This is a genomic window from Streptomyces mobaraensis NBRC 13819 = DSM 40847 (assembly GCF_017916255.1).
In the GTDB taxonomy this organism is placed as follows: domain Bacteria; phylum Actinomycetota; class Actinomycetes; order Streptomycetales; family Streptomycetaceae; genus Streptomyces; species Streptomyces mobaraensis.
The window spans coordinates 5,552,085-5,576,530 of sequence record NZ_CP072827.1 but is presented as its reverse complement, the minus strand read 5'-3'; the positions used below and the strand labels follow the sequence as shown (position 1 = coordinate 5,576,530).

The window sequence follows — 24,446 nt, the reverse complement described above, 5'->3', positions numbered from 1 at the left end:
CAGCGCTGACCTGTGTTTGCGGGGCATTGTCAGTGCCCCGGTGCACGATGGGGGGCATGACGGATGAACCGGCCGACTCGACGGAACGGGCGGCGGCCCCGGCGGGGGACGCGGCACTCGACGGCTTCTCCCCCGCGACCCGCTCCTGGTTCACGGGCGCCTTCCACGCGCCCACGGCCGCCCAGACCGGCGCCTGGCGGGCCCTCTCCGCGGGCTCGGACGTGCTGGTCGTCGCCCCCACGGGCTCCGGCAAGACGCTCGCCGCCTTCCTCGCCTCGCTGGACCGGCTGGCGAACACCCCGCCGCCCGCCGAGCGCGCCAAGCGGTGCCGCGTCCTGTACGTCTCACCGCTCAAGGCCCTCGCGGTCGACGTCGAGCGCAACCTGCGCAGCCCCCTCACCGGCATCCGCCAGGAAGCCGTCCGGCTCGGGCTGCCCGAGCCGGAGATCCGGGTCGGCATCCGCTCCGGCGACACCCCGGCCGCCGAGCGCCGCGCGCTGGTCACCCGGCCCCCGGACATCCTGATCACCACCCCCGAGTCACTGTTCCTGATGCTCACCTCCGCCGCGCGGGAGGCGCTCTCCGGGGTGGAGACGGTCATCCTCGACGAGGTGCACGCCGTCGCCGGGACGAAGCGCGGCGCCCACCTCGCCCTGTCCCTGGAGCGGCTGGACACCCTCCTGCCCCGCCCGGCCCGGCGCATCGGCCTGTCCGCCACCGTCCGCCCGGTGGAGGAGGTGGCCCGCTACCTGTCCCCGCAGCGCAGGGTGGAGATCGTCCAGCCGCCGTCGGGCAAGGAGTTCGACCTCTCCGTGGTCGTCCCGGTGGAGGATCTGGGCGAGCTGGGCGCCTCGCCCGTCCAGGAGGGGGACGAGCGGGAGAAGCCGTCGATCTGGCCGCACGTCGAGGAGCGCATCGCCGACCTCGTCCAGGCGCACCGCTCCACCATCGTCTTCGCCAACTCCCGCCGGCTGGCCGAGCGGCTGTGCAACCGGCTCAACGAGATCGCCCACGAACGGGCCACCGGCGAGCCGCTGCCCGAGCACCACGCCCCCGCCCAGCTGATGGCCCAGTCCGGCGCCGCCCACGGCGCGCCGCCGGTCCTCGCCCGCGCGCACCACGGCTCGGTCTCCAAGGAGCAGCGCGCCCTGGTCGAGGAGGATCTCAAGGCGGGCCGGCTGCCCGCCGTCGTCGCCACCTCCAGCCTGGAGCTGGGCATCGACATGGGCGCCGTCGACCTCGTCGTCCAGGTCGAGTCGCCGCCGTCGGTCGCCTCCGGCCTCCAGCGCGTGGGCCGCGCCGGGCACCAGGTCGGCGCGGTCTCCACCGGCGTGGTCTTCCCCAAGTACCGGGGCGACCTGGTGCAGGCGGCCGTGGTGACGGAGCGGATGCGCCAGGGGGCCATCGAGTCGCTGCGCGTGCCCGCCAACCCGCTGGACGTGCTGGCGCAGCAGATCGTCGCCATGACGGCCATGGACACCTGGGACGTCGACGAGCTGCTCGCCCTGGTGCGGCGTGCGGCCCCGTTCGCGGCGCTGCCGGAGTCGGCCTACACCGGCGTGCTCGACATGCTCGCCGGGCGCTACCCCTCCGACGCCTTCGCCGAGCTGCGGCCCCGCCTGGTGTGGGACCGCGTCGCCGGCACGGTCACCGGCCGCCCGGGGGCGCAGCGCCTGGCCGTCACCTCCGGCGGCACCATCCCGGACCGCGGCCTCTTCGGTGTCTTCCTCGCCGGCAGCGACCCCAAGCGGGGCGGCGGCCCATCGGATACGGCAGCGCGCAGCGCTTCCACTCGGGGTGGTGGCGGGCGACGGGTGGGCGAGCTGGACGAGGAGATGGTGTACGAGTCGCGGGTGGGCGACGTGTTCACCCTCGGCACGACCTCCTGGCGCATCGAGGACATCACCCGCGACCGCGTCCTCGTCACCCCCGCCCCGGGCGTTCCGGGACGGCTGCCGTTCTGGAAGGGCGACCAGCTGGGCCGCCCGCTGGAACTGGGCCGGGAGCTGGGCGCGTTCCTCCGCGAGATCGGCGGCGCCGGCCCGGAGGACGCCCGCGCCCGGCTCACCGCCGCCGGCCTCGACACCTGGGCCGCCGACAACGTCCTCGCCTACCTCGACGAACAGCGCCGCGCCTGCGGCCACGTGCCCGACGACCGGACGATCGTCGTCGAGCGGTTCCGCGACGAGCTGGGCGACTGGCGGGTCGTCGTCCACTCCCCGTTCGGCGCCCAGGTGCACGCCCCCTGGGCGCTGGCCCTCGGCTCCCGCCTCGCCGAGCGGTACGGCATGGACGCCCAGGTCATGCACGCCGACGACGGCATCGTGCTGCGCCTGCCCGACGCCGACCTGCTGGGCCTCGACCTGCTCGACACCGACCCGGCCCGGCAGGGCACCGAGTACGACGCCGAGCAGTCGCCGGTCGGGGCGGCCGACGTGGTCTTCGACCGCGGCGAGATCGGCGGGATCGTCACCGAACAGGTGGGCGGCTCCGCGCTGTTCGCCGCCCGGTTCCGCGAGTGCGCCGCCCGCGCGCTCCTGCTCCCGCGCCGCAACCCCGGCAAGCGCACCCCGCTGTGGCAGCAGCGCCAGCGGGCGGCCCAGCTGATGGAGGTGGCGAGCGAGTTCGGGTCCTTCCCGATCGTCCTGGAGGCCGTCCGCGAGTGCCTCCAGGACGTCTTCGACGTCCCCGGGCTCACCGAGCTGATGGGCGACATCGAGGCCCGCCGGGTGCGCCTCGTCGAGGTCACCACCCCCGAACCGTCGCCGTTCGCCCGCTCGCTGCTGTTCGGCTACGTCGCCCAGTTCCTCTACGAGGGCGACTCCCCGCTCGCCGAGCGCCGCGCCGCCGCCCTCTCCCTCGACTCCCGGCTGCTCGCCGAACTGCTGGGCCAGGCGGAGCTGCGCGAGCTGCTGGACGCCGACGTCCTCGCCGAGCTGGAGGCCGAACTCCAGTGGCGCACCGAGGACCGCCGGGTCAAGGACGCCGAGGGCGTGGCCGACCTGCTGCGGATCCTCGGGCCGCTGACCGACGACGAGCTGGCCGCCCGCGGCGCCGACCCGGCCTGGGCGGAGGAGCTGTCCGCCGCCCGCCGCGCGCTGCGGGTACGGATCGCCGGCCGGGACCACTGGGCGGCCGTCGAGGACGCGGGGCGGCTCCGCGACGCCCTGGGCACGGCGCTCCCGGTGGGCGTCCCGGAGGCGTTCACCGAGCCCGTGAAGGACCCGCTGGGCGACCTCCTCGCCCGCTACGCCCGCACCCACGGCCCGTTCACCTCCGCCGAGGCCGCCGCCCGCTTCGGCCTGGGGCCCGCGGTCACCGACGGCGCCCTGCAGCGCCTGGCGGCCGGCGGCCGGGTCGTCCAGGGCGAGTTCCACCCCGAGGGCATCGGCCAGGAGTGGTGCGACGCCACGGTCCTGCGCCGACTGCGCCGCCGCTCCCTCGCGGCGCTCCGGCAGGAGCTGGAGCCCGTACCGCCCACGGCCCTCGCCGCCTTCCTCCCGCAGTGGCAGCACATCGGCGGCCACGAGCTGCGCGGCGTCGACGGACTCCTGCGCGCCGTCGAGCAGTTGCAGGGCGCGCCCGTCCCCGCGTCCGCCCTGGAGAAGCTCGTCCTGCCCGCGCGGGTTTCCGACTACGCACCGGCGCTGCTGGACGAGCTCACCGCCGCCGGCGAGGTCGTCTGGGCCGGCGCCGGCGCGCTCCCCGGCAAGGACGGCTGGGTCTCCCTCCTGCCCGCCGACACGGCACCGCTGCTGCTGCCCGAACCGCACCCGCTGGAGCTCACACCGCTGCACCGAGCCGTGCTCGACGCGCTCTCCGGCGGCTACGGCCTGTTTTTCCGTCAGATCGCCGAGCACGTCCGGGAGACGCACCGGGAGCCCGACGGATCGCCGCCCACCGACGCCCATCTGGCCGACGCGGTCTGGGACCTGGCATGGTCGGGCCGGCTCACCAACGACACGCTCGCGCCGCTGCGCGCGCTCCTCGGCTCGGGCCGGACGGCGGGATCCACCGCGCACCGCGCCAAACGGGCGGTCCCGCGCGGCCGTTACGGCGCGCTCGCCGCCCGTACCGCTCTGGCGGCCACCGGCCGGCCCACCGCCTCGCGCGGCGGCCCCCCGACCGTCGCCGGCCGCTGGTCCCTGCTGCCGCGCCCCGAGGGCGACACCACCCACCGCGCCCACGCCCTGGCCCGCACCCTCCTCGACCGGCACGGCGTGGTCACCCGCGGCGCCGTCGCCGCCGAGGGCGTGGCGGGCGGCTTCTCCGCCGCCTACCGCGTGCTCGCCGCCTTCGAGGACAGCGGACAGGCCCGCCGCGGCTACGTCGTCGAGGGCCTGGGCGCCGCCCAGTTCGCCATGGAGGGCGCGATCGACCGGCTGCGCGCCGTCGCCACCGCCCGCGAGCGCGCCGAGGGCGGCGCGGCGGGCCCCGCCCCGGCCGCGCCCGGCCGCCCGGCCCGCCGCCGCGCGGTGGTACTGGCCGCCGCCGACCCCGCCAACGCGTACGGCGCCGCGCTCCCCTGGCCCGACCCGCCGTCCGGCGCCACCCACAAGCCGGGCCGCAAGGCGGGCTCGCTCGTCGTCCTCCTCGACGGCGCGCTCGCCCTGTACATGGAGCGCGGCGGGAAGACGCTCCTCGCCTGGCCCGGCACGGCGGGCGGGGACGGCGCGGAGCCTGCGGACGCCGACGACCCCGGGCTGCGGGAGGCCGCCGAGGCCTTGGCCGACGCGGCCCGCGCGGGGGCCCTCGGCACGGTCACCGTGGAGCGCGTCAACGGATCCCCGGCCCTGGGCTCCCCGCTCGGCTCACTGCTGGAGTCGGCGGGCTTCCACGCGACCCCGAAGGGGATGCGACTGCGAGCCCCCTGAGCGGCCCGCTCCGGCGAGCCCGCCCCCAGGGAACACGGGCTCCGGCACCATGACCGCCGCGCCCAGCCCTGCCGACCGCCCCCGGCCGGCGCGCCCGCACAGACCGCACGCTCGCCCAAGGCAACGCGGAGCCCCGGGCGCCCTGAGCACCGCACCCGGCTCGGGCGGCCGGCCGGACGGCACCGTCCGGATCCGGCCGGCAGACCGGGGCGAGCCGCACGCTCGTCGTACCCCCTCCACCCCACCGCGGCCCTCCACCCAAATGGGTGACCCGAAGCCCCGCCGACCGCCCCCCGCTAACGCCCTTCGTCCCCCTCCCCCGCTTCCGGGCGCTCCCGCCCCTCGCCCCCGCGGGCCCGCGTCCCGCCCCGGCGCCCCCGCGTCCACGGCACACAGTGCACGGGCAAGAGGCTCAACCCCCATCCCCCGGTCACCACCAGACCCTCCACGGAGCCCGCCCGCTCCGGTTCGTCGACGAGCCGGCAGACCGCCCACCACCACACCCCGCCCATCGCCAGGGGCAGCAGCCGGAGGAGCGGACGCCGCCGCCGTATCTCGCGCCAGAGCATGCCGCCTCCTTCGGCGGGACGCCGGAACCCGCGTCCCCGCGACGGAGCGCCCACCGGGCGCCGCCCGTCAGCCGGCCGTCTCCCCGTCCTCACCACGCAGCCGCGCCAGCTCCCCTTCGAGCTCCGCGATCCTGCGGTCGCGCCGGTGCAGCTCGACGATCACCCGCTGCTCGCCCTCGCGCGCACCCTCCTGGTAGACGCTGCGCACGAACGCGCCGGCGGTACGCTGATCGAGCTCCGACACCACCATGAGCTCGTTCGTGAACCGGATCACCGGGTGCTCGTCCATGTCCCCAGGAGACCCCGCCACGCCGTGCTCCGCCACCCGAGCGGCCCGCCCGGGCAGCCCGCACCCGCGTCGTCGAGCCCCCGGAACCTCGGCCGGGTGGACCTCGTCAGGGCGAGGGCGTCACGCATCCCCTGCGCCGGCGCACGGCCTCCAGCCACCGCGCCCGCAACTGCTCGTACTGCCGCCGCTCGGCCGGGGTGAGGGGCCGGCCGTCGCGGTCGGTCAGGAACGCGCGGATGGCGCGGTTGATCTCCTCGGCGGGACAGGGCCCGTCCGCGGCGTCGGCAGACATGCGTCTCAGGTTAGGGCCTCGCATTCCCGCCACCACCGCCTCGCCCGGATTCGCCCCCGGCCCGCCGTCCCCCACGCCGGGAGACGCCACATCGCCGCGCTCACACGACGATCCCCTGCCGGCACACACTGACGCACGCCTCGGCGAACCGCTGGAAGGCGGCCCTGGTCTCCGGCCCGGCCACCCCGTCGATCGCCCCGCTGTACCCCCAGCCCGCGTCCCGCATCTGCCGCTGCAGCGCCATCACCGTGCCGCTCCCGACGACCCCGTCGATCGCGCCGATGTAACCCCAGTCGTGCCGCAGCGCTCTCTGGTACGCCTGCCAACTGCTGGTCCCCAACTGCCCGTCGAGGGCGTCGGGGTAGCCCCAGAACTTCCTCAGCCAGCACTGGACGTTCTGCGCCTGCGCGGCGCTCAGCCCCAGGTTCTCCACCGCGAGGCGACCGGCGGACAGCGGGCCCGCCTGCTGCCGCGCGGCGGGCGGCGCGGGGACCGCGTGACCGGTACCCGCGCCGACCGGGCTCGCGACCGCGAGACCGACGGCGGCGGACAGACCGACGAGTGCCCTGACGAGAGAACGCGACCGCATGGTTTCCCCCTCCGTGTCCCATGACCGGGAACCCGGCACGTCCGGCGAACGGAACGCCGGCCGTGTCGACGGCACCCTCGGCACCATGGTCCACGGCCTGACCGCGCGTGACCGCGGCCGTGCGGCGAAACCCTCCGAAGGAGTGCATGTCGGCACTCGGGAGACTCCGGAGCGCCCGACAGCCTGCGTTACGTCTCCGTTACGTACGAAACCCGTGCGCTCGGCATCGAACCCCCCGAACAGCCCGGAGGGCCCCCGACCGGCATCCGGTCAGAAGGCCCTCACTGGCACCGCTCGACTTCCCGGGTGGTCAACACCCGGCCCCCGCTCAGGCGTTCTCCGCCTGGAACATCCAGTGGTGCTTCTCGAGATCGGCCGTGAGCCCGATGAGGATGTCCTGCGTCACCGGGTCCGGCTCGTCGGTGTCACGGATGCGCTCCCGCATCCGGGAGATCACCGCGCCCAGCGCCTCGACCATGATGCGCACCGCCTCGACGTCCTTGTTCCAGCCGCCGCCCACGGTGTCGATGGCACTGGTCTTGGCCACCGTCTCGGCACGGCCGTCCGGAGCGATCCCGAGGGCGGAGGCGCGCTCGGCGACGGTGTCGGCGTGCTGCCGGGCGGTGGTCACGACCTCGTCGAGCTGGAGGTGCACCGAGCGGAAGCGCGGGCCGACGATCGTCCAGTGGACCTGCTTGGCCACGAGCGAGAGGTCCACCAGATCGACCAGGGCTCCCTGGAGGGCGTCACCGACGGTCTTGCGGTCCGGCTCGGACAGAGGGCTCTTCACGACAGACATGCGCTGCTCCTTCACCGTCGACGTCGTTTCGCTTTCCTCCGTTGCACCTACCATCCCACAGCGACTCGAAACGGGCCGGAAATGCGGAGTGATACGTCAGGTCGGGACATACCCGCCATCGGCCGCGAAGCGGAAGACACACGCGGCGGAAAGCCCCCGAAGCACCCGAAGAACTCGAAGACCCCGGAAGAACCCGAATGAAGCGGAAAACGCACCGGTCCCCGCGGGCCACGAGGGCCCGCGGGGACCGGGGAGTCGAAAACGGACGGGACAGCCGGCCGGAAGGCCCGCCCCGCCGCCCCGCGCTACGCCGCGACCACGTCGACGGCCTCGGCGGGCGCCTTGATGGTCACGCGCTCGCCGGGAACGCCGGTCACGGACGTCACGGACACCGGGTTGAACATCGGCCGCATCGGCGCGGGTACCGGCTCGCTCGCCGCCGCCGACTGCGCCAGCTCGGCGAGCGACAGCTCGTCGCTCACCTCGCGCATGACCTCGGACATCCTGACGTCCAGAGCGTCGCAGATTGCGGAGAGAAGCTCGGAGGACGCCTCCTTCTGCCCCCGCTCGACCTCGGAGAGGTAGCCGAGCGAGACCCGGGCGGAAGAGGAGACCTCGCGCAGAGTGCGGCCCTGGCGTTGGCGCTGCCGACGCAGCACGTCACCGAGCAGGCGACGGAGCAGAATCATCGGTGGCTCCCTCCTTGGACCGCGAATCCGGATCCTTCACGCCCCACCGTACCGCCTCGGGGTGCGGCCGTGCGGGGAGCTATGTCGTGTTCACTCAGGGCTGCAAACATCCATTCCCCCCCTTGTGTTCCGTATCCTTTGCCCCCGCGTTCCCCGTCAATTCGTCCAGCAGCAGGCCGAGAACCGCGCGCACGCTTTCTGTCCGGATCGCTTCCCTGCCGCCGTCCAGCGCGAGCTCGCGCACCGCGCACGTCCCGTCCGGGCCGGCCGCGGCGACGAAGACCGTGCCCACGGGCTTGCCGTCCTGCGGGTCGGGGCCGGCGACGCCGGTCGTGGCGAGTCCCCAGTCCGCCGCCAGCAGCGCGCGGACGCCCCGGGCCATCCCCCGAGCGACGTCGGCGTCGACCGCGCCGCGCGCGGCCAGCAGCCCGCCGTCGACGCCCAGCACCTCGCGCTTGACGTCGGTGGCGTACGCGGTGACCGCGCCGCGCACCGCGCGGGAGGCGCCCGGGACGGCGGTCAGCGCCGCGGCCACCAGCCCTCCGGTGAGCGACTCGGCCACCGCCACCGTCCGGCCCCGGGAGACCAGCGCGGCCAGCGCCCGCTCCGCTTCCCGCGGGACCCCGGCGCTCACCGCCCGGACCCCGCGGCCCGGGCGTTCCGGCGCAGCACGACCGCCTGTCGTACGTAGTCGAGACCGGTGAGGACCGTCAAGACGACGGCCACGGCCATCACCCAGAAGCGGGCGGTGGCCAGCGGCCCCTCCAGGGCCAGGATGTACATCCCGACGGCGACGCCCTGGGCGAGCGTCTTCATCTTGCCGCCCCGGCTGGCCGGGATCACGCCGTGCTTGATCACCCAGAACCGCATCAGCGTGATGCCGATCTCACGGGCGAGGATCACACCGGTGACCCACCAGGGCAGGTCGTCGAGGGCGGAGAGGCAGAGCAGCGCCGCGCCCATGATCGCCTTGTCGGCGATCGGGTCGGCGATCTTGCCGAAGTCGGTGACCAGGTTGTACGTCCGGGCCAGGTGCCCGTCGAACAGGTCGGTGATCATGGCGATGGCGAACGCGGCCCAGGCGAACGAGCGCCACGCCGGGTCGTACCCGCCGTTGTGGAGCATCAGCAGCACGAAACCGGGCACCAGGAACAGGCGCCCCATAGTCAGGATGTTGGCGATGTTCCACAGCCTGACCCGCCGCACGCCCGGCGCCGGGGCGGGACGGCCCGCGGCCGATGCCGGGACTCCGCTCATCTGCCCGCCTCCTCGGTGCGTCCGCCGTCTCGGACCGGCTCGGCGACGAGGTCGACCCCCTCGCCGGCCACGACCGTGGCCACGACCATACGTCCGGGCACCGGCGGGCTGTCCAGGCCCTGGGTAAGCAGCCTGACCTGGCCGTCGGTCTCGGGCGCCTGGTGAGCGGCCCGGCCGGTCACGCCGTCCTCGTCGTCCACCTGCTCGACCAGTACTTCGATTGTCTCTCCGATCCGCTCCTCGGCGCGCTGGGCGGTCAGCTCCTCGGCCAGCCGCGAGACGCGCGCCAGCCGCTCGGCGACGACGTCGGGGTCGTTCTTGTCCTCGTACCCGGCGGCCTCGGTGCCGTCCTCGTCGGAGTAGCCGAAGACGCCGATGGCGTCCAGCCGGGCGGCGGTGAGGAAGCGCTCCAGCTCGGCGACGTCCTCCTCGGTCTCGCCGGGGAAGCCGACGATGAAGTTGGACCGGGCGCCGGCCTGCGGCGCCTTGGAGCGGATGGTGTCCAGCAGCTCCAGGAAGCGCTCGGTGTCGCCGAAGCGCCGCATGGCGCGGAGCACGCCGGGGGCCGAGTGCTGGAAGGACAGGTCGAAGTAGGGGGCGACCTTCTCGGTGGAGGTCAGCACGTCGATCAGGCCGGGCCGCATCTCGGCGGGCTGCAGGTAGCTGACGCGGACCCGCTCCAGGCCGTCCACCGCCGCGATCTCCGGCAGCAGCGTCTCCAGCAGCCGGATGTCGCCCAGGTCCTTGCCGTACGAGGTGTTGTTCTCGGAGACCAGCATGATCTCCTTGACGCCCTGCTCGGCGAGCCAGCGGGCCTCGCCCAGCACGTCCGAGGGGCGGCGGGAGACGAAGGAGCCGCGGAAGGACGGGATGGCGCAGAAGGAGCAGCGGCGGTCGCAGCCGGAGGCCAGCTTGACGGAGGCCACCGGGCTGGCGCCCAGTCTGCGGCGCAGCGGCGCGCGCGGGCCGGAGGCCGGGGCGACGCCCTCGGGCAGGTCCTCGGGGGCCGGCGCGGGCGCCTCCTGCGCGTGGCCGGGGAGCGCCACGGTGGCGCCCTGCCGCGCGGCGGGGCTGATCGGCAGCAGCTTGCGGCGGTCGCGGGGGGTATGGGAGGCGTGGACGCCGCCCGAGAGGATGGTCTGGAGCCGGTCGGAGATGTTCGCGTAGTCGTCGAAGCCGAGCACGCCGTCGGCCTCGGGCAGGGCCTCGGCCAGCTCCTTGCCGTACCGCTCGGCCATGCAGCCGACGGCCACCACGGCCTGGGTGCGGCCGCCACGCCCCTCGGAAGATGCGGTCTTGAGGTCGTTCGCCTCCAGGAGGGCGTCGACGGAGTCCTTCTTGGCGGCTTCGACGAAGCCGCAGGTGTTGACGACGGCCACGTCGGCGTCGGCGGCGTCCTCGACGAGGTCCCAGCCGTCCGCCGCCAGACGGCCTGCCAGCTCCTCCGAGTCCACCTCGTTACGGGCGCAGCCAAGTGTGACAAGAGCGACGGTACGGCGTTCGGGCATAGGGCTCAGCCTACTTTGTCCGGACGCCGCTTCCGCTGCCGAGTGGCCGCCCGGTGCGGAGAGCCTGGTCACCCACCGGCTCGCCGCCCGGACGCGGCCCGACCGCCGTACGGCCCGGTCAGCCGGCGGCCGGGTCGCCCTTGGTGTAGCTCAGCCGCTGCACCTGCCCGTCGTCGCCGACGTTCTTGATCTCCTTGCCGTTGACGAACAGCTGGACCGCCCCGGCGTTGCCGAGCACCAGGTCGATGCGGTTGCTGTCGGTGAAGGTCTTGGAGGCCCCGCGCTGGAGGACGCCTTCCTCCAGCAGCTTGCCGTTGTGGTCCTTCGCCGACATCCAGGTCTGGTCGCGCTCGGCGGTGAGCTTGACGGTGACCTTGTTCGCCGGGGCGCCGGCGATGGCGCTGTCGGACGGCTCGGGCTTGGCGTCGGCGGGCCGGTTGGGCGGTGCCTTCGCGGGGGACTTGGACGGCTTGACCGACGCCTGCCCGGCCTCGACCGCGTCGCCCCGGCCGCCGCCGGTGCCACCGCTGAAGAGGGTGAACCCGACGAAGCCGACGACGGCGACGATCGCCGCGACCATGGCGGCGGTCCAGTTGGGCCGCCGCGGCTCGGGCCGGATCCGTTCCGCCTCGAAGACCGGGGCCGCCCGGCTCGGCCGGGGGCGCCCGCCGTGCTCGGCGTCGTACTGCTCGACGAGGGGCGTGGGATCGAGGCCGGCGGCGCGCGCCAGCGTGCGGATATGTCCTCGGGCGTAGACGTGCCCGCCGCAGCGGGAGAAGTCGTCCTGTTCGATCGCGTGCACGATCGGGATGCGCACGCGGGTCGTCGTGCTGATCTGGTCGACGGTCAGCCCGGCCTGGATCCGGGCCTGCTGGAGAGCGCGGCCGACGGACGGCCGGTCGTCTTCCGGGGGTGAGTTGCCGATGGACACGTGGGCGCCTTTCGAGCGTGCAGCCACCTGCTGGAAGTTCAGTCTAGGGGGGACGCAAAAGGGTCCGGCAAGCGGGAAGCCGGTCTTTGTAGGCCATCAGAAGACCCGGGCCTCAGGCGGCTCCGCCGTACCGGCGGTGGCATGTCGTCCCTCCTTCCCGCGGGCGCCGCGCGGGCCCCGGGAAACGCCGGAGCGTTCCCGGGGAGGGGAGCCGGCCGGGAGCGGTCGCGCCCGCCCCGGCCGTCCGTCAGCCGGCGGTCTCCCCGCGGATCAGTGCGAGGACTCCGTCCAGCTCGTCCGGCTTGACGAGCACGTCCCGGGCCTTCGACCCCTCGCTCGGGCCCACGATGTTGCGCGACTCCATCAGGTCCATGAGCCTGCCCGCCTTGGCGAATCCCACACGCAGTTTCCGCTGGAGCATCGACGTGGAGCCGAACTGGGTGGAGACCACCAGCTCGGCGGCCTGGCACAGCAGGTCGAGGTCGTCGCCGATGTCCTCGTCGATCTCCTTCTTCCGCCCGGTGCCGACCGTGACGTCGTCCCGGAAGACCGGCGCCATCTGGTCCTTGCAGTGCTTGACGACGGCGGCGACCTCGGCCTCGCTGACGAAGGCGCCCTGGAGCCGGACCGGCTTGTTGGCGCCCATCGGCAGGAAGAGGCCGTCGCCCTTGCCGATCAGCTTCTCGGCGCCGGGCTGGTCCAGGATGACGCGGCTGTCGGCGAGCGAGGAGGTGGCGAAGGCGAGGCGGGAGGGGACGTTGGCCTTGATGAGGCCGGTGACGACGTCCACGGACGGCCGCTGGGTGGCCAGCACCAGGTGGATGCCGGCGGCCCGCGCGAGCTGGGTGATCCGGACGATGGAGTCCTCGACGTCGCGCGGCGCCACCATCATCAGGTCGGCTAGCTCGTCCACGATGACGAGCAGGTACGGGTACGGCGACAGCTCGCGCCCGCTGCCCTCCGGCGGCGTCAGCTTCCCCTCCCGCACCGCGGCGTTGAAGTCGTCGATGTGCCGGAAGCCGTAGGCGGCCAGGTCGTCGTAGCGCAGATCCATCTCGCGGACGACCCACTGGAGGGCCTCGGCCGCCCGCTTGGGGTTGGTGATGATCGGCGTGATCAGGTGCGGGATGCCCTCGTAGGCGGTCAGTTCGACGCGCTTGGGGTCGACCAGCACCATCCGGACCTCTTCCGGGGTGGCCCGGACCATCAGCGAGGTGATGAGGCAGTTGATGCAGGACGACTTTCCGGAGCCGGTGGCGCCGGCGACCAGGACGTGCGGCATCTTCGTCAGATTGGCCGTCACATAGCCGCCCTCGACGTCCTTGCCGAGCGCCACGAGCATCGGGTGGTCGTCGCCGGCCGCCTCCGCGAGCCGCAGGACGTCGCCCAGGTTGACCATCTCGCGGTCGGTGTTGGGGATCTCGATGCCGACGGCGGACTTGCCGGGGATGGGGCTGATGATCCGGACGTCCGGGCTGGCCACGGCGTAGGCGATGTTCTTGGTGAGGGCGGTGATGCGCTCGACCTTGACCGCGGGGCCGAGCTCGACCTCGTACCGGGTGACCGTCGGGCCGCGGGTGAAGCCGGTGACGGCGGCGTCGACCTTGAACTCCGCGAAGACGGTGGTCAGGGCGGCCACTATGGCGTCGTTGGCGGCGCTGCGCGCCTTGCCGGGGCCGCCGCGCTCCAGCAGGTCGAGGGAGGGCAGGGCATAGGTGATGTCCCCGGCGAGCTGGAGCTGCTCGGCGCGCGGGGGCAGGCCGGCGGGCGGCTCGGGGGCGGGCTTGGTGAGGTCGGGCACGGCCACGGTGGGCGCGGTGTCGTCCCGGCCGGAGGGCACCGGGAGCGTCCGCTCGGTGTCCTGCCGGATGCCGCTGCTGAGCCCGGCGACGAGCGGTGAGGGCTGGACACCGTGCAGCACCGCGCCGTCCAGGTCCACGGCGGCGGCCGCCGCGAGGTCCACGGCGTCCGGGCCGGACTTCCTGGCGGGCGTCTTCCGGGCGCGCTTGCGGCCCTCCAGCGCGGCCTCCTCGGCGGCCTCGACGCCGTCCGGCTCCGCGGCCGGCCGGCTCGTGGCGGCGCGGCGGGGGCGCTTGGGCGGCGCCTCCCGCCACTCGGCGTCGTAGCCGTCCTCCGCGGGCGCCGCGTACTCGCCGGGCAGCGGCTCGATGACGCCGAGCCGTATGCCGAGCTGCCGCAGCCGCCGGGGGATGGCGTTGACGGGCGTGGCGGTGACGACCAGCAGGCCGAAGACGGTGAGCAGGACCAGCAGCGGTACGGCGAGGACGTCGCCGACGGTGAAGACCAGGGGCTTGGAGGCGGCCCAGCCGATGAGCCCGCCGGCGTCCTGCAGGGCCTGCGACCCCTCGCCGCGGCCGGGCGCCCCGCAGGCCACGTGGACCTGGCCGAGGACGCCGGTGACCAGTGCCGAGAGGCCGATGACGATCCGTCCGTTGGCCTCGGGCCGCTCGGGGTGGCGGAACAGCCGGATCGCGATGATGCCCAGGAGTATCGGCACGACCAGGTCCAGCCGCCCGAACGCGCCGGTGACCAGCATCCGTACCAGCTCGCCCACCGGCCCCTCCAGCCCCGACCAGGTGCCCGCGGCGACGATCAGGGCCAGGCCGAGGAGGAGCAGCGCGACGCCGTCCTTGCGGTGCGCGGGGTCCAGGCTGCGGGCGCCGCGCCCGACGCCCCGGAAGAGGGCGCCGACGCCGTGCGCCAGCCCGCGGCCGGCGCGGCCGGCCATGGACGGGCGGGGCGGCGCCGCCTTCTTGGCGGGCGCCTTGCGCGCCGGCCGGGCAGCGGGCCGCTTCTGGACGGGCTTCGCCGCGCTCTTCTTGGCGGACGGCTTGGCGGCGGCTCCCCCGGCGCGTCCGGTGCGCTGCCTGGTGCCCGCCGTGCTCTGGGAACCCTTGCCGGACGTACGTGAGGCCATGGTGCGAGGTTACCGCCGCCGGGCGGGCGGGACACGTGGGCCCGGGCGTTCGTCCGTTCGTGTCACGGCCGTTGTGCCACGGCCGGACGGGAACACGGCTGACACACCGTCAGACGCCTTCCGGCCGGGCCGTCAGCTCTGCGAGGCCACCGGCGGCACATTGCTGCCCGTGCCGGGCTCCAGGGCGTCCAGGGCGCGCCGCAGGCCGTTGAGTTTGCGCTCCAGGTGGGCGGCGGTGGCGACCGCGGCGGCGTCGGCCGACTCGTCCAGCTGTTTGGAGAGCGCCTCCGCCTGCTCCTCGACGGCGGCGAGCCGCGCGGAGAGCTCGGCGAGCAGCCCGGCGGTCTCCGGGGGTTCGCCGACGGCGGGGCGGCCGGTGCCCTGGCCGTTCTCCATCTGGAGGCGCAGCAGGGCGGCCTGCTCCCGGAGCTGGCAGTTCTTCATGTACAGCTCGACGAAGACGGAGACCTTCGCGCGCAGCACCCAGGGGTCGAACGGCTTGGAGATGTAGTCCACCGCACCGGCCGCGTAGCCGCGGAAGGTGTGGTGCGGGCCGTGGTTGATGGCCGTGAGGAAGATGATCGGGATGTCCCGCGTCCGCTCCCGGCGCTTGATGTGGGCCGCGGTCTCGAACCCGTCCATGCCCGGCATCTGGACGTCCAGCAGGATCACCGCGAAGTCGTCCGTCAGCAGCGCCTTGAGCGCCTCCTCCCCTGACGATGCCCGCACCAGTGTCTGATCGAGCGCCGAGAGGATGGCCTCCAGCGCCAGCAGATTTTCCGGCCGGTCATCGACCAGGAGGATCTTGGCCTTCTGCACCATGGCCCGTCCTCCTCGCCCCGGAAGTGCACCGGGCGCCGCCCCAGGGGACGACTCCCTTGCGCCGCCCGTCCTTGTGCCGGTCATGGTAGCCGCACCCCGCCTGTCACCACACCCTGTCACCGCGATGTCACTGCGCACGTAGCGGAAACGCGGCACGGGACGTGAAAGTTCCCGGAATGCCGCGGTCCCACACCTCGTCGGCCACTCCCGGTCAGCAAAGCGGGAACCTTCGATCCGGAGATCGTCACTCTGCGCTCATCCACTGCTTCATCACCGTCAGCAGTTGATCAGTATCGACCGGCTTGGTGACATAGTCGGAAGCCCCGGCGTCGATGCTCTTCTCCCGGTCGCCCTTCATCGCCTTCGCGGTGAGCGCGATGATCGGCAGCTCGGCGAACTGCGGCATCTTGCGGATCGCCGCCGTGGTCGCGTAACCGTCCATCTCCGGCATCATGATGTCCATCAGGACCACCACCACGTCGTCGTGCTGCTCCAGCACCTCGATGCCCTCGCGCCCGTTCTCCGCGTAGAGCACCGTCAGCCCGTGCTGCTCCAGCACGCTGGTGAGGGCGAAGACGTTGCGGATGTCGTCGTCGACGATCAGCACCTTCTCACCGTGGAACGAGCCGGTGAACCCGGGGGTCTCCGCCTCCCGGCCCTCCTCGGCCCACTCCTCCCGCGGCGCGGCCGGGGCCGGCTGCCGCTGCTCGCCGTCCGCCGGCGCGGAAGCCGCCGCCCCGGCGGACGCGGCGCCCCGGCCGGCCGCCGCCTGCGCGGCCCGCCGGCGGCGCAGGAACAGCCCGGCCGCGCCGCGCGCCGGCGACTCGCCACCGTGCCGCTCCGCGGCCGGCCCGCCGCCCGGCGGCAGGGCCCGCTGCTCACCGCTCTCCCCGCCGGGCAGCTGCGGGAAGCCCTCGGCCGCCGGCTCGGCCGCGTCGAGCGGGAGGTAGAGGGTGAACGTGGACCCCCGGCCCGGCTCGCTCGCCGCGTGGATCTCGCCGCCCAGCAGCCGGGCGATCTCCCGGCTGATCGACAGGCCGAGACCGGTGCCGCCGTACTTGCGGCTGGTCGTGCCGTCGGCCTGCTTGAACGCCTCGAAGATGACGCGCATCTTGCTGGCGGCGATGCCGATGCCGGTGTCCGTCACCGAGAAGGCGATCAGCTCGCCGTCCGGGTCGCGCAGCGCGCCCGCCTCCAGCAGCTGCTCGCGGATCGAGTCCGGGACGTCCCCCCCGGCCGGCCTGATGACCAGTTCGACGGCCCCGGTGTCGGTGAACTTGACCGCGTTCGACAGCAGGTTGCGCAGCACCTGGAGGAGGCGCTGCTCGTCGGTGTGCAGGGTGGCCGGCAGCTCCGGCGACACCCGGACCGAGAAGTCCAGCCCCTTCTCCGCCGTCAGCGGCCGGAAGGTGGCCTCCACGTAGTCGACGAGCTGCACCAGGGCGATCCGGGTCGGGCTGACGTCCATCTTGCCCGCCTCGACCTTCGACAGGTCGAGGATGTCGTTGATCAGCTGGAGCAGGTCCGACCCGGCCCCGTGGATCGTCTCGGCGAACTCCACCTGCTTCGGCGAGAGGTTGCCGTCCGCGTTGTCCGCCAGCAACTTGGCCAGGATCAGCAGCGAGTTGAGCGGGGTCCGCAGCTCGTGCGACATGTTGGCCAGGAACTCGGACTTGTAGCGCATGGAGACGGCGAGCTGCTCGGCCCGCTCCTCCAGCACCTGCCGCGCCTCCTCGATCTCGGTGTTCTTGACCTCGATGTCCCGGTTCTGCCGGGCCAGCCGGTCGGACTTCTCCTCCAGCTCGGCGTTGGAGATCTCCAGCGCCTTCTGCCGGTTCTCCAGCTCCGCCGACCGCTCGCGCAGCTGCTCGGTGAGCTCCTGCGACTGCCTGAGCAGCATCTCCGTCTTGGTGTTGACGCTGATGGTGTTGACGCTGGTGCCGATCATCTCGGCGATCTGGCTGAGGAAGTCCCGCTGGATCTGCGTGAACCGCTTGAACGAGGCCAGCTCGATGACACCGAGCACCTGCCCCTCGAACAGCACCGGCAGCACGATCACATGGGCGGGCGGCGCGTCCCCCAGTCCGGAGGCGATCTTCAGATAGCCGGAGGGCACGTTCTCCACCAGGATGGTGCGCTTCTCCTTGGCCGCCGTACCGATCAGCGACTCACCGGGCCGGAAGGAGGTCGGCATCGAGCCCATCGAGTAGCCGTACGAGCCGAGCATCCGCAGCTCGTACGCGTCCTCGCCGCTCTCCCCCTCGGCGGCCGGCATCGCCAGGAAGAAGGCGCCGTGCTGGGCGTCCACGACGGGCGTCAGCTCGCTCATGATGAGCTGCGCGACGTCCTCCAGGTCCCGGCGGCCCTGCATCAGACCGGAGATCCGGGCCAGGTTGCCCTTGAGCCAGTCCTGCTCCTTGTTGGCCAGGGTGGTCGAACGCAGGTTGACGATCATCGTGTTGATGTTGTCCTGGAGCTCCAGGATCTCGCCGGCCGCGTCCACGTTGATCCGCATGTCGAGGTCACCGCGGGTCACCGCCGTCGCCACCTTGGCGATCGCGCGGACCTGCCGGGTGAGGTTCCCGGCCATCTCGTTGACGGACTCCGTGAGGTCGCGCCAGGTGCCGTCCACGTCGCGGACCCGCGCCTGACCGCCGAGCTGCCCTTCCGTGCCCACTTCCCGGGCCACCCGCGTGACCTGGTCGGCGAACGACGACAGCTGGTCCACCATCGTGTTGATGGTCGTCTTCAGCTGGAGGATCTCGCCCCGGGCGTCGATGTCGATCTTCTTGGTGAGGTCGCCCTGGGCGATGGCGGTGGTCACCATCGCGATGTTGCGGACCTGGCCGGTGAGGTTGGAGGCCATCGAGTTCACCGACTCGGTGAGGTCCTTCCAGGTGCCGCTGACGCCCGGCACCCGCGCCTGGCCGCCCAGCCGGCCCTCCGTGCCGACCTCCCGCGCCACCCGCGTCACCTCGTCGGCGAACGACGACAGCGTGGTCACCATGGTGTTGACGGTGTCGGCGAGCTGCGCCACCTCGCCGCGCGCCTCCACGGTGATCTTCTTGGTGAGGTCGCCGTTGGCGACCGCGCCGGCCACCTGGGAGATGTTGCGCACCTGGCTGGTCAGGTTGTTGGCCATCAGGTTGACGTTGTCGGTGAGGTCCTTCCAGATGCCGGTCACGTCCCGCACTCGCGCCTGACCGCCGAGCTGCCCCTCGGTGCCGACCTCGCGCGCCACCCGGGTCACCTGCTCGGCGAAGTCCGACAGCTGGTCGACCATGGTGTTGACGGTGGTGACCAGCTCCAGGATCTCGCCCTTGGCGTCGACCGTGATCTTCTTCGAGAGGTCGCCCATGGCCACCGCCGTCGTCACCTCGGCGATGTTCCGCACCTGGGACGTCAGGTTGTTGGCCATGAAGTTGACGGACTGGGTGAGGTCCTTCCAGGTGCCCGAGACGCCCTTCACCTCGGCCTGACCGCCCAGGATGCCCTCGGTGCCGACCTCCCGGGCCACCCGGGTCACCTGCTCGGCGAACGAGGAGAGCTGGTCCACCATCGTGTTGAGGGTGTTCTTCAGCTCCAGGATCTCGCCGCGCGCGTCCACGTCGATCTTCTGCGACAGGTCGCCGCGCGCCACCGCCGTCGCGACCTGGGCGATGTTGCGCACCTGGGCGGTCAGATTGCCGGCCATGCCGTTGACGGAGTCGGTGAGGTCCCGCCAGACGCCCGCGACGCCCGGCACCTGTGCCTGGCCCCCGAGCCTGCCCTCGGTGCCGACCTCCCGGGCCACCCGCGTGACCTGGTCGGCGAAGGCAGAGAGCTGGTCGACCATGGTGTTGATGGTGTTCTTGAGCTCCAGGATCTCGCCGCGGGCATCCACGTCGATCTTCTGGGAGAGGTCACCGCGCGCCACGGCCGTGGTCACCTGGGCGATCTGCCGCACCTGGGAGGTGAGGTTGCCCGCCATGAAGTTGACGGAGTCCGTCAGCTCCTTCCAGGTACCGCTGACCCCGTCCACCCGGGCCTGCCCGCCGAGCCGCCCCTCGGTGCCCACGTCCCGCGCCATCCGGGTCACCTGGTCCGCGAACGACGACAGCTGGTCCACCATCGTGTTGACGGTGTTCTTCAACTGGAGCATCTCGCCGGACACTTCGACGGTGACCTTCTGCCCGAGGTCGCCGTTGGCGACGGCCGTGGTCACCTGCGCGATGTTGCGCACCTGCCCGGTCAGGTTGCGGAACGCCGTGTTGACGGAGTCCGTGAGGTCCTTCCACGTCCCGGCCGCCCCCGGCACCTGCGCCTGGCCCCCCAGCTCGCCCTCCACACCGATCTCCCGCGCCACGCGCGTCACTTCGGCGCTGAAGGACTGCAGCTGGTCGACCATCGAGTTGACGGTGTTCTTGAGCTCCAGCATCTCGCCGGAGACGTCGACCGTCACCTTCTGCCCCAGATCGCCGTTGGCGACCGCCGTCGTCACCTGCGCGATGTCCCGCACCTGACCGGTGAGGTTCCGGAACGCCGTGTTGACGGAGTCCGTGAGGTCCTTCCACGTCCCCGCCGCGCCCGGCACCTGCGCCTGGCCCCCCAGCAGCCCCTCGGCGCCGATCTCGCTGGCCACGCGCGTCACCTCGTCGGCGAACGTCCGCAGCGTCTCCGTCATCTGATTGATCGTCTCGGCGAGCTGCGCGATCTCGCCGCGCGCGCTCACCGTCACCTTCTGCGACAGGTCGCCGTTGGCGACCGCGGTGGTGACCTGCGCGATCCCGCGCACCTGGGCGGTGAGGTTCCCGGCCATCAGGTTGACCGAGTCGGTGAGGTCCTTCCAGACGCCCGCGACGCCGGGCACCTGGGCCTGGCCGCCGAGCTCGCCTTCGGTGCCCACCTCCCGGGCCACCCGGGTGACCTCGGAGGCGAAGGACGACAGCTGGTCCACCATCGTGTTGACGGTGTTCTTCAGCTCCAGCATCTCCCCGGCCACGTGGACCGTGACCTTCCGGGACAGATCGCCCTTGGCGACCGCCGTCGTCACCAGCGCGATGTCACGCACCTGGGCGGTCAGCCGCGACGCCATGGTGTTGACGGAGTCCGTGAGGTCCTTCCACGAGCCGGACATCCCGCGCACCCGCGCCTGCCCGCCGAGCTTGCCCTCGGTGCCGACCTCGCTCGCCACCCGTGTCACCTCGTCGGTGAACGCGGAGAGCTGGTCCACCAGCCCGTTGACGGTCCGCCCTACCTTGAGGAACTCGCCGCGCAGCGGGTGCGCCGAACCGTCGGCGGCGTGCGACCGCAGGTCCATCCGCTGGTCCAGATCGCCCTCGGCCACCGCCGACAGCACCCGGCCGACCTCCGACACCGGCCGCACCAGATCGTCGACCAGGGCGTTCGAGGCGTCGATCGCCGCGGCCCAGGCCCCCTCGCAGGAGCCGACCTCCAGCCGCTCAGTGAGCTTGCCCTCCCGCCCGACGACCCGCCGCACCCGCGCCAGCTCGCCGGTGAGCTGCAGGTTCCGGTCCGCGACCTCGTTGAAGACGGCCGCGATCTCGGACATCACCCCGTCCCCGGAGATCGTCAGACGGCGCCGGAAGTTCCCGTCCCGCATCGCCTCCAGCGCCCCCAGCAGGCGGTACAGCGCTGCGCTGTCCACCTCCGTCGTCCCCTGGGGCCGGGACCGTCCGCCCTTCGCGCGCGCGCTTGTGCCTCGCGTCGCTCCGCCAGACTCCACCGTGTCCCTCCCGCAGGGTCGCTGATCCTCGTAGGGGTTTTCGCTTCCAGCTTTCCCAGTGTTTCACTCAAGCGCACCGGGGCGGCTGCCCGTCAGAGCGTAACCAGGTGACGGGACAGCTCGTTAAAGATGAACAGGAAAACCTGACCCACGCTTGCCGGAGCTTCGGCGGAACCGCACATACCGACGGCACTTTCCGCGTCCCCGCACACCCCCTACCCAGAAGCCGTCCCCGCAGACCACACCGCTCCCGACCGCTTCCACGCCCCCTCCATTCCAAGGGGAAAGCGCGTACGGTTCGGCCCCCTTCCCCGCTCCATCCCCACCCCCTTCACCACCCCTTCCCGGCCCCGCATTACCCCCGGGAATCCCCGCTCCCGTTCCCCGTCCTTCCCCCATCGTTCCCCATCCCCTCTGCCGACGGTTTAGCCTGGCGGACGAATCGTCGTCATGGGAATCGGGCACAGGACTCGGGGGAGCGATGAGAGGCCAATGGGGAGTGCTGTGATCACCGCGCGGGCAGCCGCCACCTTCGAGCCGGTCGGGCGTTCGGTCGCCGCTGCCCGGGCCTTCGTCCGGGACACCCTCCAGGGATGGGGCTTCCCGGACATCATCGACGACGCCGTGGTGCTGACCAGCGAACTGGTCACCAACGCCGTCGTCCACGCCGGCACCTCCGCCGACGTCCTCTGTGTCAGGACGGACGAGGGCGTCCGCATCGAGGTCAGCGACCGCTACCCCGAACGTGAACTTCCGCTCCAGACGCCCACCCGCCAGTTCGGCGGCGTGGACCGCGAGGGCGGCCGCGGACTGATGCTCTGCACCGCCCTCGCCGCCTGCTGGGGCGTCGAGTACGGCGCCACCCACAAGAAGGTCTGGTTCCGCCTCGACCTCGACGACCGCCCCGCCGGCACCCGCTCGGCCGGTCCGGCCCTGCCCGTCGAGGCGCTCCCGGTCGCCGACCCCCGGGTCCGCGTCGCGGTCGTCCAGATCGACGGCACCGGCGGCATCAGCGCGTGGAACGACGACGCCGAGCACCTCTTCGGCTACACCGCCGACCAGGTGACCGGAAAGCCCCTCGCCGACCTCGCCGCCTGGCCGCACACCCCCGGCACCTCCACCGGCATCGCCGAGGCCCTCCGCCTCTCCCGCTGGGAGGGCTCGTACGGGATAAGGGGCGCCGACGGCCGCGTCATCCCCGTCTACGCCTCCCACCTGCGCGTCCGCGACAACGAGGGCGCGCCCTCGACGGTCTGCCTGCTGGTCCGCGACGAGGAGCGGGCCGTCCTCCAGAGCCCGCCGCGCTCCTCCGGCGCCGACGCCTCGACGGACCGCGGCACCGCCGCCGACCCCTTCGAGGTCTTCATCGGCTCCCCCGCCCCCGACGACCTCGACGGCCTGCTCCAGCGCACCGTCGAACGCGCCCGCGACATGCTCGACGGCGACGCCGCCTACCTCCTCCTCGCCACCGACGACGAGACCGAACTGGAGGTCCGGGCCTCCACCGGCCTGCCCTCCGCCCGGCAGCGCTTCGCCCGCGTCCCGGTCGAGGCCGGCACCGGCCGCTACGGCTCCGCCCGGCTGCCCTCGGTCCACGACGACCTCAACGCGGTCCCCGGGGCCGTGCCCCTGCTCACCGACACCGGCCTGCGCTCGGTCGTCACCGTCCCGCTCAAGGTCGAGGGCCGCCTCACCGGCTCGCTCGGCGTCGCCGCCGAGGCCCCCCACCGGTACGGCAACGAGGAGGCGCTGCGGCTCCAGTTCGCCGCCGACCGGATCGCCCTCGCCGTCGAGTCCGCCCGCCTCGGCGAGCTGGAACGGCTGCGCCGCGGCTCGCTGTCCTTCCTCGTCGAGGCGTCCGACCTGCTGGCCGGCACCCTGGACCGGGACCAGACGCTGGCCCTGATGGCCCAGATGACCGTCCCGACCCTCGCCACCTGGTGCGCCGTCTACACCATCGCCGACCAGTCCTCCGAGCCGGAGCTCTCCTACGTCCTGCACGAGGACGAGGACCTCATCGACGGCCTCAAGGCACTGCTGGCCAAGGTCGCCCCGCCGGACCCGGTCCCCACCCCCGGCGCCCGCATCTGGACGGCCCCCGCCCGGGCCGCGCACTCCGAGGCGCTGCGCAGCTCCCTGCGGAGCGTGGGCCTCGCCGACGTCCCGGAGTCCTCACCCGCCCCCGGCGTCTCGCTCACCACGGCGGCGGCGGTCGGCGGCGAGACGGTGGTCCTGCCCCTGGTGGCCCGCAACCGCGTGATCGGCATGCTCACCCTCGGCAAGCCGGCCGACGACCACTTCCGCCAGGAGATCGTGGAGCTCGCCGAGGACCTGTCCCGCCGGGCCGCCCTGGCCCTGGACAACGCCCGCCTCTACAGCGAGCGCACGGCGATCAGCCAGAGCCTCCAGCGCAGCCTGCTCCCTCCGGGGCTGCCGGACGTGCCGGGCGTCGAGGTGGACGTCATCTACCGCGCGGCGGGCGAGGGCAACGAGGTCGGCGGCGACTTCTACGACATCTTCCCGATCCGGGACGGCGCGTACGGCTTCGCCATCGGCGACGTCTGCGGCACCGGCCCGGAGGCCGCGGCCGTCACCGGCCTCGCCCGGCACGCCCTGCGCCTGCTGGCCCGGGAGGGCTTCGGCGGCCCCGCGGTCCTGGAGCGCCTCAACGCGGCCATCCTCGACGAGGGCGCCCGCAGCCGCTTCCTCACCCTGCTGTACGGCGAGCTGTGGCCGCAGCAGGACGGCAGCGCCCTCCTCAAGGTCGTCTGCGCCGGCCATCCGCTGCCCCTGCGCCTGCGCCCGGACGGCACGGTGGAGCCGGCGGCCGACCCGCAGCCGCTGCTGGGCGTCATGGAGGACCTGGAGTTGTACGAGCAGCCGGTCACCCTGGACCCGGGCGACGTCCTGCTGTGCGTCACGGACGGCGTCACCGAGCGCCGCGAGGGCTCCCGCATGCTGGGCGACGACGGTCTCGCCGACGTCCTCGCGACCTGTACGGGTCTCAACGCGGGCGCGGTCTCGGCGCGCATCCTCCGCGCGGTGGAGCGCTTCGCGGCCGAACCGCCGTCCGACGACATGGCGATCCTGGCCATGCGGATGCCGGAGCGGCCGACGGAGTGAGCCCTCAGGGGTACGGAAAAGGCCCCCGCCGTGAGGCGGGG

15 protein-coding genes are annotated in these 24,446 nt (G+C 73.2%); 2 read left to right on the top strand and 13 right to left on the bottom strand.

Annotated elements, in window-relative coordinates; translation table 11 throughout:
- The first annotated feature begins 56 nt into the window (after window positions 1-56).
- Window positions 57-4,874: an ATP-dependent helicase gene (locus J7W19_RS24135; RefSeq protein WP_004945414.1), complete on the top strand. Its 4,818-nt coding sequence runs from the start codon at window positions 57-59 to the stop codon at window positions 4,872-4,874.
- Window positions 4,875-5,170: 296 nt separating this feature from the next.
- Here the strand turns inward: J7W19_RS24135 and J7W19_RS24130 are convergent, their stop codons facing one another.
- The 13 genes from J7W19_RS24130 to J7W19_RS24070 all read right to left on the bottom strand — a co-directional run bounded on the left by J7W19_RS24130 (window position 5,171) and on the right by J7W19_RS24070 (window position 21,282).
- A complete protein-coding gene (locus J7W19_RS24130) occupies window positions 5,171-5,443 on the bottom strand; it encodes a hypothetical protein (RefSeq protein WP_004945417.1) in 273 nt (90 codons plus the stop codon).
- Window positions 5,444-5,510: 67 nt separating this feature from the next.
- Entirely contained in the window at window positions 5,511-5,732 is a 222-nt protein-coding gene (locus J7W19_RS24125) for a hypothetical protein (RefSeq protein ID WP_004945420.1), read from the bottom strand.
- Between the two features lie 106 nt (window positions 5,733-5,838).
- Complete coding sequence (locus J7W19_RS24120; RefSeq protein WP_004945423.1) at window positions 5,839-6,024, bottom strand: hypothetical protein; 186 nt, start codon at window positions 6,022-6,024, stop codon at window positions 5,839-5,841.
- 100 nt (window positions 6,025-6,124) lie between these two features.
- Window positions 6,125-6,613, bottom strand: coding sequence for a peptidoglycan-binding domain-containing protein (locus J7W19_RS24115; RefSeq protein ID WP_210455372.1), 489 nt, complete (start codon window positions 6,611-6,613; stop codon window positions 6,125-6,127).
- A 328-nt stretch (window positions 6,614-6,941) separates the two neighbouring features.
- On the bottom strand, window positions 6,942-7,412 hold the full coding sequence (locus tag J7W19_RS24110; RefSeq protein ID WP_004955596.1) for a Dps family protein: 471 nt from the start codon (window positions 7,410-7,412) through the stop codon (window positions 6,942-6,944).
- Between the two features lie 305 nt (window positions 7,413-7,717).
- Window positions 7,718-8,101 carry a helix-turn-helix domain-containing protein gene (locus tag J7W19_RS24105; protein WP_004955592.1) on the bottom strand — a complete coding sequence of 128 codons (384 nt, stop codon included), beginning with the start codon at window positions 8,099-8,101 and terminating at the stop codon, window positions 7,718-7,720.
- Between the two features lie 94 nt (window positions 8,102-8,195).
- Window positions 8,196-8,735, bottom strand: a complete 540-nt coding sequence (locus J7W19_RS24100; protein WP_004955587.1) for a CinA family protein — start codon at window positions 8,733-8,735, stop codon at window positions 8,196-8,198.
- Entirely contained in the window at window positions 8,732-9,358 is a 627-nt protein-coding gene (gene pgsA, locus J7W19_RS24095) for a CDP-diacylglycerol--glycerol-3-phosphate 3-phosphatidyltransferase (protein ID WP_004955583.1), read from the bottom strand. The genes J7W19_RS24100 and pgsA overlap by 4 nt, the downstream gene beginning before the upstream one ends.
- The gene (gene rimO / locus J7W19_RS24090; RefSeq protein ID WP_040892751.1) at window positions 9,355-10,866 is read right to left on the bottom strand and encodes a 30S ribosomal protein S12 methylthiotransferase RimO; all 1,512 of its coding nucleotides are present in this window, start codon (window positions 10,864-10,866) and stop codon (window positions 9,355-9,357) included. Before rimO ends, pgsA begins: the two co-directional genes overlap by 4 nt.
- Window positions 10,867-10,984: 118 nt before the next feature.
- Window positions 10,985-11,797, bottom strand: coding sequence for a helix-turn-helix domain-containing protein (locus tag J7W19_RS24085; protein ID WP_004955580.1), 813 nt, complete (start codon window positions 11,795-11,797; stop codon window positions 10,985-10,987).
- A gap of 247 nt (window positions 11,798-12,044) precedes the next feature.
- A complete protein-coding gene (locus J7W19_RS24080; protein WP_210455370.1) occupies window positions 12,045-14,735 on the bottom strand; it encodes a DNA translocase FtsK in 2,691 nt (896 codons plus the stop codon).
- Between the two features lie 132 nt (window positions 14,736-14,867).
- A complete protein-coding gene (locus J7W19_RS24075; protein ID WP_004954792.1) occupies window positions 14,868-15,557 on the bottom strand; it encodes a response regulator in 690 nt (229 codons plus the stop codon).
- Between the two features lie 244 nt (window positions 15,558-15,801).
- Window positions 15,802-21,282 (bottom strand): HAMP domain-containing protein, encoded by a 5,481-nt coding sequence (locus J7W19_RS24070; protein ID WP_078588271.1) that lies wholly within the window; start codon window positions 21,280-21,282, stop codon window positions 15,802-15,804.
- Window positions 21,283-21,786: 504 nt separating this feature from the next.
- On the opposite strand from J7W19_RS24070, the gene J7W19_RS24065 reads away from it, so the two are divergent.
- Complete coding sequence (locus J7W19_RS24065; RefSeq protein WP_004954797.1) at window positions 21,787-24,405, top strand: SpoIIE family protein phosphatase; 2,619 nt, start codon at window positions 21,787-21,789, stop codon at window positions 24,403-24,405.
- Window positions 24,406-24,446: the final 41 nt, after the last annotated feature.